Origin of the sequence: Kribbella sp. (assembly GCF_035687465.1) — a bacterium.
Lineage (GTDB): Bacteria > Actinomycetota > Actinomycetes > Propionibacteriales > Kribbellaceae > Kribbella.
Genome location: NZ_DASRXP010000709.1, coordinates 1 through 9,031 on the forward strand (window position 1 = coordinate 1; position 9,031 = coordinate 9,031).

Below are 9,031 nucleotides of genomic sequence, written 5' to 3' on the forward strand. Positions count from 1 at the left end.
CGACTTTGAGGCTCCAGTTGAGGGTTTCCGCACTGAACCACCTTCCTCGATCGGGGCGAACAGTCAAACGGCACTTCAACGATAGCCTTTAAGCATGGAATCGCCGCCCGCCGTTGCTGTAGAAGATCTGTCGATGACGTACCGCGTCCCGGTGCGCGACGCCGGACTGGTCGCCGCCGCCCGCGCCCTGGTACGGCGGAACTATCGCGACGTTCACGCGGTCCAGAACGTCACCTTCCACATCGAGACCGGACATGTCGTCGGATTCCTCGGCCGGAACGGAGCCGGCAAGACGACCACGATGAAGATCCTGGCCGGTATCCTGCACCCGACCAGCGGCCGGGTTCGCGTCTTCGGCGAAACCCCCTGGCGACGGCACAACCACTACCTCCGCCAGATCGCCCTCATCCGTGGAAGTCAGCCGATCGGGGACGCGCCGGAGCTCACCGTGCTCGACTCCTTCCGCTACCAGCAGGTCCTGTACGACGTCGCCGAGTCCGAGTTCGAGCACAACCTGGCCGAGCTGAGCGAACTCCTCGACCTCGACAGCATCCTCCAGCGACAGGTCCGCGCACTCAGCCTCGGCGAGCGGATGCGGGCCGGCCTGGCCCTCGCACTGGTCTACCGCCCGAGGATCTTGTTCCTCGACGAACCCACGATCGGGCTGGACATCTCGGCAGCGAAGCTCGTCAGAACCTTCATCGCCGAGTACTCCGCCCAAACGGGCGCCACCGTGCTGCTGACCAGCCATTCCATGGCCGACGTGGAATCGCTCTGTCCACGGCTGATCCTGATCGACGACGGTGCGATCGCCTTCGACGGGCGGCGCGACGAGCTCAGCTCTGTCTTCTCCCCGACCAAGCTGATCCGGGTTGCAGTGACCGATGACGATCCGGACCTGGCCCAGCACGGTGACGTCCTGCAGCGCGATGGCAATCAGTGGCTGTTGCGCGTGGACCGGGATGCTGTGCCGGCAACCACGGCCCGGATCCTCTCCAGCTTCGCGGTCGCCGACCTGTCCGTCGAAGAACCATCGCTGGAGAACGTGATGGACCAGGCGTATCGACACCTGCGGAGCGCGAAGGACGCCACCTCGTGAGGAGGATCCTCCGGCTGGTGCGACTCGAGATCTGGCGCCAGATCCTCGGCTGGTCGGGTGCCTGGTGGTTCATTGTCACCTTGGTCATCGGGCAGGCCGTGGCGCCGCTGCTAGGGCTCTTCGTCTGGCTCCACGTGCCCGTGGCCGGAGCCCAGGTCGGTACCTACTACCTCGCCGTGATCTGTGTGGCACTGATGACGGCCTCCTTCGAGAACCACACGTTCGCGCAGTCGATCTACAGCGGCGAGGTCGCCGCCGCACTCCTGCGACCTCAGCCGCCCGTCATCGGCCCGCTCGGGGAGAACCTCGCGATTCGCCTCTGGATGATCGTGTTCGGAGCACCGCTGATCATTCTGGTCGGATTGTCGGTCGGCGTGAGCTTCTCACCGCTCGCATTGCTGGCCGCATTGCCCGCTCTCGCCCTCGCAGCGGCCTTGCGGTTCTTCTTCGTCTGGACTCTTGCCATGGCGGCGTTCTGGACTGAGCGAGTCCACGCGGTCGTTGCCTTCGGCACGGTCCTGATCTTCCTGCTCGGTGGTTCCGCAGTACCGAATGCGTTGCTCCCCGATCCCCTGCGGACCATCGCCCAGCTCCTGCCCTTCCGGTCGATGCTCGGCTTTCCCGCCGAACTGGCGGCTGGCACGCTGACAGTCGCCGACGCCGCCGCGGGGTACGCGATCTCGCTGTTCTGGACAGCGGCGCTGGGCTGTTGCGCCGTCGGCGCCTGGCGCCTCGGCATCCGCCGCTACAGCACAGTGGGAGCCTAATGAGACTTGCTCGACTGCTCAGTACTGCGTTCTCACTGTCCCTGCGGCAGGCCCTGGCCTACCGGATCAACCTGTTCTTCGACGCGCTCCTGGCCGTCGTGGAGCTGGCCGCATCGCTCGCCACCATCGGCATCATCTTCGCCCAGACAGGTCTACTCGCCGGCTGGTCCGCCGGGCAGATGCTGACCCTGATCGGCACCTATTCGCTCATCACCGGCCTCCGAGCGGCCTTCCTCGATCCGAGCCTCGGTGATCTCTCCCAACAGATCCGAGATGGCCGACTCGACCTCTACCTGCTCCGGCCAGCGCCTACCGTGCTGCTCGCTACCAGTACTCGGCACGCACCCCTCGCGCTTGTGCAGAGCATCCTCGGGATCGGGGTGATCATCCTCGGACTGCGTGACCTGGCCATCGTCCCCTCGCCGCTTGCCGTGGTCGGCTGGGCTCTGCTCACCCTGATAGGACTGCTGATCGGCTGGGCAACCTCGATCGGACTCGCATCCCTTGCCTTCTGGGCACCCCGGCTCAACCTCGGAGTACTGCACGGTGCCGCCTGGGAATTCGGCCGGTACCCAGTCGACATCTACGGCCGCTGGCTCCGGCGGCTACTCACCTTCGCCTTCCCCGTAGCCGCAATCACCACCTGGCCGGCCCAAACCCTCACCCAAGGCCCAGACCCCAGCACGCTGATCCTGGCAGTCCTGCTGGGATCCGCGTTCACGACGGCAGCCTTGCTCCTCTGGCGACTGGGAGTACGGCGCTACACCGGAGCCACCTCGTAGTTCCGGACCTGCGGACTGGACTACCGTGTCGGAAATGAGGGACCGTGCAGCCGCCCACTCCGACTCGATCGAGATCGCACTCGCAACCGGCGACGACCATCGCCACATCGTCGACATCCTGAACGACGCCGCGGCGAACTCCATCGCCAGCTTCGCCACCCGGCCGACCACCGTGATGGAACAGCACGACTGGTTCAAACAGTTCTCCCCGACCGGGCCCCATCGGTTGCTGATCGCGCGGCGCGGCAACGAAGTACTGGGCTACACGTCCAGCCAGCCCTACCGAGCCCACGGGGCCTTCAAGGAAACCGTCGAAGTCGGCATCGCGCTCCACCCCGACTCCCGCGGGCAAGGCGTCGGTACTGCGCTCTACCGCGCGCTGTTCGACCTCCTTGCCCACGAGCCGGTCCACGTGGCCCTCGCCGGAATCGCCTTGCCTAACGAGGCATCGGTCGCACTCCATCGGAAGTTCGGCTTCACCGAGGTCGGCGTCTTCCGCGACTATGCGGTCAAGAACGACCAGTACATCAGCTCACTCTGGATGCAGCGCATCTTCCCAGTTCGCGAGAGCTAGGGGCGCAAGGCGGCCAAGGTGAGCCCGATCAGGCGCTTGACCGCGGCTTGGGAGGGCAGGCTGCCGGCCGCGTCGAGTGCGTGGCGGCAGTAGGTCGCGAGTTCGTCCGGCGCGAGGTCGTTCCGGATATTTCCGGCTTTGGCGGCGTCGCTCAGTACCCCCCGGATCAGCTTGTGGAGTTCGTTGTCGGCGATGTGCTCCGCGCGGTGAAGGAGAGCGCTGAGTTCTGCGCCGTGAGGTTGGCGCGCGATCTCATAAACGATCTGGGCCCAGGCGGTGAGTACGGCTTCAAGGCGCTGACGGGGATCTCCGGCCCGGTCGCGGACGTCGGTGAGGCGCTCGAGGTGCAGTGCGGCGTGGCGGCTATGCCAGGCGACCAGGATCGCTTCGACGTCCGGGAAGTACTTGTACAGGGTCGCGCGACCGATGCCGGTCTGCTCGGCGATCTGGGACATCGTCACCGACCGCAGACCGCCCTCGATCACCAGCGCTGCCGTCGTGTCCAGGATCGCGTCACCCACCTCGCGGCGATGCGCCTCGATCGTCTCGTTCCACAGCTTCGGCACGCTCTTACGATACACAGTGAGCTCTATCGATACATCATGTATTGACAGATACACAGTGTCTCGTAAAAGCTGTGTCCATGCTGACCGCCGAGGCCCACATCCAGACAGAAGCGCCGAGCCGGTACCTCACCCAGCTCTGCAGCCACGCCAACAGCATGAACTCGCAGCGGCACAAGCTCGCGCGCCTGCACAAGAGTGGGCCGCAGGATCGCCCGCAGGTGCGGAACGTGGAATGGACCGAGACAGACGGAACCCTGACCCTGAGCATCGGCCGCTGCATCCTGCACGCCGGCGCCGGCACGCTGACCGTGCGGGTCGAAGCCGCCGACGAGCAGGGTTTGCAACAGCTCCAGGAACTGGTCAGCCGCGACCTCGAACGATTCGGCAACGCCGGCACTTGACCGTGACCTGGCGCCAACCCGAAACGACTGGCTAGGACCAGTCGCCGACGAGTTCGAGGTAAGCCTGGCCGCCGCAGCTCAAGCACCACCTAGGGAAGCAGTTCGCGGCCGCCGTCGAGCACGAGCCGCTGACCGGTGACGAACCCGGCACCCTCGGACGCCAAGAAGCTCACCGCGTGGGCGACATCTTCCGGCGTACCCATCCGGCCAACCGGCACTGTGCTCAAGTACGCCGTCCTGTCGGCGTCCGACACATCCGCATGCCGCTCAACCGGGATGAACCCAGGCGCGACCGTATTCACCGTGATCCCATCCGGCGCCAACTCGCGAGCCCAACTCAGCGTCAGTCCGATCTGCGCACTCTTCGCCGTCGCATACGCCGATCGTCCCGGCGGCGACCTGAACGCAACCTCCGAGTCGATCTGCACAATCCGCCCGTACTTCCGCTCCCGCATTCCGGGCACCACCTCGCGCCCGATCAACACCGGACTCTTCACAAAGAAATCGAGCTGCGCCAGATGCTCTTCCCACCCCACGTCAAGCATCGCCGCGCCCGGCTGCGCTCCGGTCGCATTGAGCACAACCACATCAATCGCGCCCAACTCCTCCCCCACCGCGGCAACGAGCCCGGCGACCTCCCGCTCGTCCGTCACATCAGCCCCGTACGCCGCGGCGACACCACCCGCAGCCCGGATCTCAGCGACAACCCCACTCGCCGGCTGACCGCTCGACCGCCCATTGACTGCCACGGCGAACCCGTCCTCCCCAAGCCTGCGCGCAATCACAGCCCCCAACCCCCGGGAACTCCCCGTCACCAACGCAACCCGCCGTACGTCATCCATCCCGCGATCATCGCACCTGCGTTGCCAGGGAACGGCAGCCAGATCCATCGGCTGGGTGCAGGTCGGTGCTCCGCGGCGACTAGTTGCTGCTGGCAACTGCGCGGCCCGGTTGGGTCGAGGGGTGGTTGGTGTACCGACGGACAGGACGTAGTCGGGCGGAAAGCGCTGCGAGCACGCCTACCGCGCCGGTCTCCAGGTTGCTGAGACGACTACTACCTGTCCTTCGCTACACCTGCGCATCGACTCAGCCCAGGTCATTCAGGTCGATCGCGTTCGCCATTGCGTCGTAGCCGGCGTCGCTCGGGTGTAGGTGATCGCCGGAGTCGTACGTCGGCCTCAGCTGATCCGCATCGGTTGGCGACGCCATCACCCGGTCGAGGTCGACCACCGCGTCGTACTCGGCCGACGTACGGATCCAGTGGTTCACCGCATCCCGCTTCGCCTCGCTGGCCGCGGTGTAGTAGCTCGATCCCTTGATCGGAAGAAGCGTGGCCCCGATGACCCGGAGACCGTCAGCTCGCGCCCGTGCAACGAGCTGCCGTTGCCCCGCGATGATCTGCTTGGCCGAGACCTTGGTGAACGGCGCGAAGATCGGGAACGGCGGATTCGCGGCAACCTCGCTGATGCCAAGATCGTTGATCCCGGCAAGGATGATGACGGTACCGACCCCCGGTTGATCGAGTACGTCGCGCTGGAACCGCGAGACCGCCTTGTCGCCAAACCAGGCCGAGTCCACCGTCACCCGATTGCCGCTGATGCCTTGATTCACCACGGCTCGCGGCCGCCCGGCGGAAGCGAGTCGCTCGGCCAACTGATCGGGATACCGGTTGTCCGCGGTACCGCCCGCACCATCAGTGATCGAGTCCCCAAACGCGACCACCCCCGTACTACGTTTCGCCTGGCCGACCACATCCAGCCCGCTCACGTAGTACCAGGAACTGGAGGTCTCGGTGAACGGCGCTCCCCCGACATCGGACCGGTGATCTCCAGTCGCCCGATAGCTGGTTGCCAGGGCGAGGGGGTGGTACGTCGCTGGCCCGGTCGGCGACGCGAGGTAGAGCGTGATCGTCACTGACTCGAGTGCGGCCAATCGCATCGGCACCAAGTCGGTCGCCACCTCGCGCCCGACCGGAATAGTGAAGGACCGCGCATGGCGGACCGTGAGTTGCCGGAGCGACGACGGCTGAACGGCGGCTCCGCTGGTGGTGCGGGCGATCGTGGCACCTGCGACCTTGAGCGGCGTCGAGCCGTACTGATTCGACAGCCGGACCCTCGTCGCGACGCCGCCCGCGCTGACCCTGACAACCTGGCGCACGGTCTGATTGCTGAAGCCCGCTTCGGACCAGTTCGGCGCGAAGCTCGCCCCCGCCCGCTGCGGCGACGTCCCCCAAACCGCCGTCCACACCCCGGAACCCGAACCGCTTGCCGCGCTCGGGCCGATCAACAACGCGGCCAGAGAAACAATCAAAGTCGCGAGAGAGCGCTTTCTAACACCTTGCAGTCGCATGGACCATCCCTAGGTCAATCGATTCGTCTTCGATCGACCGTACGGACATTTCCGAAGACGGAGAATGTCCATCAGTCCGCACTTCATGTCTGATCGTCTCCGACTACTCTCAAACCATGGACGTACTGAGTGACGTGCTCACGGTCATGCGCACCGGGAAACCCCAGGGAGCGCGGACCCAGGCCCACGCCCCGTGGGGCCTGCGGTTCCCACCCGGCGAAACCGCCGGCTGCCACGTCGTGCTCCAAGGCTCCTGTTGGCTCGTCCCGCCACACGGCGAACCGGTTGCGCTCAACGTCGGCGATGTCGTCTTCGATCCGCGCGGGTCGGAGTACGTCCTGACGGACAGCCCCGGCCGTCCCACGACCGATTTCAGCCCCACCGCCGAGGTCGACGCACCGCAATTCGGCTACGTCCACCTGGACGGCCCGGGCGCCGAGACCGTCCTGCTGTGCGCGGCCTACCAACTCGACCGCGCCCGCAGCCACCCCTTGCTCGACGACCTACCCGACCTCATCCACCTGCCGTCCCGCCTCGGCCGGCACGCTTCGCTACGCAGTGCCATCGAGTTGCTCGGCCATGAGCTCGACAACCCCCGCGCCGGCACCGAGGCGATCCTGCCCGCGATTGTTGACATGCTGCTGCTGTTCATCCTGCGCGCCTGGCACGACGAACAGGCCGACGGAACGACACCAGGCTGGGCGGCGGCGCTCACCGATCCAGCGATGTCAACGGCCCTCGGCGGCATCCACCACCACCCCGAACGCCAATGGACAGTGGAAGATCTCGCCGCGCAAGCCGGCCTCTCCCGCGCCGCCTTCGCCAAGAGATTCACCGCCATCGTCGGTCAACCGCCCCTGACCTACCTCACCTGGTGGCGCATGACCACAGCCGCCCGCCTCCTCCGCGACTCCAACGTGCCCCTCCGAACAGTCGCCGCCCGCTCCGGCTACACCTCAGAATTCGCCTTCGCCAAAGCCTTCAAACGCGAATACGGCACACCCCCAGGCATCTACCGCCGCCACGAACACGACTGCAAATCCGCATCCACCAGCGACTGACCGCTCTCACGCCCCGCCGCGCCGTGATGCCGATCCCCAACCTCCTCGGCAATTCAGGAGGGTTTGAGAGTGAGCCCGTCGCCGGCCATCACTACTGGCATGGGGTCACTGATGCTGCCGACGAATCCCTCTGGACCTTCGTTGTGGAAGGCGAGCAACACCCAGGCACCGTCGACATCCCGCACCAGCCGCCCGACGTACAGGGAGTCGTCGGTCAGCGGCGTGGCCTTGCTGACGTCGAACGGACCAACGATGCTGTCGGCAGCCAATGACCAGACTCCCCCGCTGCCCGCAGTCTCCTTCCTGGCAGCCGACAACTCGTTCCGTAGGCAGTTGAACAGCAGGACAACGCGGCCCTCCACCTCCTCGACCTGGAAGACCTCGAGCTGCCCGAATCCCGCACCCGGCTCGCTCAGCGGCGGCCCGACTTCCCACTGGACCAGGTCGTGCGACCGAGCATGGCCGACCACCCCGCGGTCGTCGGCAGCCCCGTGGTTGGCGCGCCCGGTGATCAGCATGTGCCAGCCGTCGCCGTCTGGATCCGCGAAGACCCACGGATCCCGCCAGGCCTCGTCGAACCACGTCGCGCCGTCGTACTTCTCGTACCAGCGCGGATCAGCAGACACGACCGGATTGCCGTCGTGCTTGTGCCAGCTGATCAGATCGTCCGACACAGCCAGCCCGATCGTCTGGATCAGCGCCCCGCCGCGATCAGTGGCCCCGGTGTAGAACATGTGCCACTGACCCTCAGGACCCCGTACGACGGAACCGGTCCACGTGGCTACGTCATCGAACGCCGGCGCATCACCCCGGACAAGCGCATCCGGCAACCGCCTCCAATCCCGCAGGTCATCGGATACCGCATGGCCGACGGACGCCCGCCGGTGCCGGCGGCCGGGATCATGCAGGGCGCGGGACGCGTACAGGAAGAAGAGGTGATACTCGTCGCCGTCCTGAGCGAGCCAGAAGTCCCACACCCACGAGTCGGGGAGCTCGAGCATCAGCCCTTCACCCCCGCGGAGGCGATGCCGCCGATGAAGGCGCGCTGGAACGCGACGAACAGGACGAGCACCGGCACGGTGATCATCGAGGCGTAGGCCATGATCTGCCCCCAGGAAACGTTGAGTTGGAAGAAGTACTGAATGCCGACCATCACCGGGCGCAGTTCCTCGCTCTGCACCACCATCAACGGCCAGAGGTAGGAGTTCCACGCCGGCAGGAAGGTCAGGATCGCGACGGTCGCGATGGCCGGTCCGGACAGCGGCATCACGACGCGCCGGTAGATCCCGAACCACCCGGCGCCGTCCATCCGGGCGGCCTCGTCCAGCTCGACCGGGATGCTGCTGAAGTACTGGTAGAACAGGTAGATCGAGAAGGCGTTGGCCACGAACGGCAGGATCTGCACCTGGTACGTGTCGAGCCAGCCCTCCGT

The 9,031-nt window shown here is 66.1% G+C and carries 11 protein-coding genes; 6 read left to right on the forward strand and 5 right to left on the reverse strand.

All coding sequences use genetic code 11. The features are described from left to right. Positions 1 to 94 precede the first annotated feature (94 nt). The 4 genes from VFG33_RS38675 to VFG33_RS38690 are packed head-to-tail and all read left to right on the forward strand — an operon-like array spanning position 95 to position 3,222. Complete coding sequence (locus tag VFG33_RS38675) at positions 95 to 1,099, forward strand: ABC transporter ATP-binding protein (protein WP_325058007.1); 1,005 nt, start codon at positions 95 to 97, stop codon at positions 1,097 to 1,099. Continuing rightward, positions 1,096 to 1,866, forward strand: a complete 771-nt coding sequence (locus VFG33_RS38680) for an ABC-2 family transporter protein (RefSeq protein ID WP_325058008.1) — start codon at positions 1,096 to 1,098, stop codon at positions 1,864 to 1,866. Before VFG33_RS38675 ends, VFG33_RS38680 begins: the two co-directional genes overlap by 4 nt. Next, positions 1,866 to 2,648 carry an ABC transporter permease gene (locus VFG33_RS38685; protein WP_325058009.1) on the forward strand — a complete coding sequence of 261 codons (783 nt, stop codon included), beginning with the start codon at positions 1,866 to 1,868 and terminating at the stop codon, positions 2,646 to 2,648. Before VFG33_RS38680 ends, VFG33_RS38685 begins: the two co-directional genes overlap by 1 nt. A gap of 34 nt (positions 2,649 to 2,682) precedes the next feature. Further along, on the forward strand, positions 2,683 to 3,222 hold the full coding sequence (locus VFG33_RS38690; protein ID WP_325058010.1) for a GNAT family N-acetyltransferase: 540 nt from the start codon (positions 2,683 to 2,685) through the stop codon (positions 3,220 to 3,222). Here the strand turns inward: VFG33_RS38690 and VFG33_RS38695 are convergent. Then, positions 3,219 to 3,788, reverse strand: a complete 570-nt coding sequence (locus VFG33_RS38695) for a TetR/AcrR family transcriptional regulator (protein WP_325058011.1) — start codon at positions 3,786 to 3,788, stop codon at positions 3,219 to 3,221. The two genes, VFG33_RS38690 and VFG33_RS38695, sit on opposite strands and share 4 nt — an antisense overlap. Positions 3,789 to 3,865: 77 nt before the next feature. On the opposite strand from VFG33_RS38695, the gene VFG33_RS38700 reads away from it, so the two are divergent. Next, a complete protein-coding gene (locus VFG33_RS38700) occupies positions 3,866 to 4,189 on the forward strand; it encodes a DUF2218 domain-containing protein (protein ID WP_325058012.1) in 324 nt (107 codons plus the stop codon). Positions 4,190 to 4,278: 89 nt separating this feature from the next. On the opposite strand, the gene VFG33_RS38705 is transcribed toward VFG33_RS38700, so the two are convergent. Together VFG33_RS38705 and VFG33_RS38710 are read right to left on the reverse strand one after the other, a co-directional pair. Beyond that, positions 4,279 to 5,079 (reverse strand): SDR family NAD(P)-dependent oxidoreductase, encoded by an 801-nt coding sequence (locus VFG33_RS38705; protein ID WP_325058013.1) that lies wholly within the window; start codon positions 5,077 to 5,079, stop codon positions 4,279 to 4,281. Between the two features lie 196 nt (positions 5,080 to 5,275). Next, positions 5,276 to 6,436, reverse strand: coding sequence for an SGNH/GDSL hydrolase family protein (locus tag VFG33_RS38710; protein WP_325058014.1), 1,161 nt, complete (start codon positions 6,434 to 6,436; stop codon positions 5,276 to 5,278). Positions 6,437 to 6,654: 218 nt separating this feature from the next. On the opposite strand from VFG33_RS38710, the gene VFG33_RS38715 reads away from it, so the two are divergent. Next, complete coding sequence (locus tag VFG33_RS38715) at positions 6,655 to 7,599, forward strand: AraC family transcriptional regulator (protein WP_325058015.1); 945 nt, start codon at positions 6,655 to 6,657, stop codon at positions 7,597 to 7,599. A 53-nt stretch (positions 7,600 to 7,652) separates the two neighbouring features. Here the strand turns inward: VFG33_RS38715 and VFG33_RS38720 are convergent, their stop codons facing one another. Then, entirely contained in the window at positions 7,653 to 8,600 is a 948-nt protein-coding gene (locus VFG33_RS38720) for a glycoside hydrolase family protein (protein ID WP_325058016.1), read from the reverse strand. After that, the coding region (locus VFG33_RS38725; RefSeq protein ID WP_325058017.1) for a carbohydrate ABC transporter permease at positions 8,600 to 9,031 on the reverse strand (432 nt) is incomplete at its 5' end. The genes VFG33_RS38720 and VFG33_RS38725, both read right to left, overlap by 1 nt.